Origin of the sequence: Stenotrophomonas sp. AS012628, from assembly GCF_010608305.1 — a bacterium.
GTDB classification, from domain to species: Bacteria; Pseudomonadota; Gammaproteobacteria; order Xanthomonadales; family Xanthomonadaceae; genus Stenotrophomonas; species Stenotrophomonas geniculata.
Window position 1 is genome coordinate 1 of the sequence record NZ_VMBJ01000178.1, and the last position, 255, is coordinate 255.

At 70.6% G+C, this 255-nt stretch carries 1 protein-coding gene; it reads right to left on the minus strand.

Going from position 1 to position 255, the window contains the following annotated elements; all coding sequences use genetic code 11:
• A partial coding sequence (locus G5A07_RS21505; protein WP_223107808.1) for a hypothetical protein occupies positions 1 to 255 on the minus strand: 255 nt, incomplete at both ends.

The following is a 255-nucleotide window of genomic DNA, read 5'->3' on the forward strand; positions in this document are numbered from 1 at the left end:
CGGCTGAGCAGCGCGTAGTTCATCTGCAGGCCGGACGGCCGCATGCCCAGCGCCGCGAGGATGCCTGTCTCTGGCTGCAGTTGCGCCAGATCTGCATCGCTCAGTGCCGCCGCGAGATCACGGTACGGCGCCTCGATGAGCCTGCGGGTCGCAATGACCCGCGGGGTGCGGTCGGGCGGGGTCCAGTTCGGCGGCTGGACTGCGGACGTCCCGGCTGCCGGCAGTCCGAACACGTCTTCCAGCGCGGTGATGGCG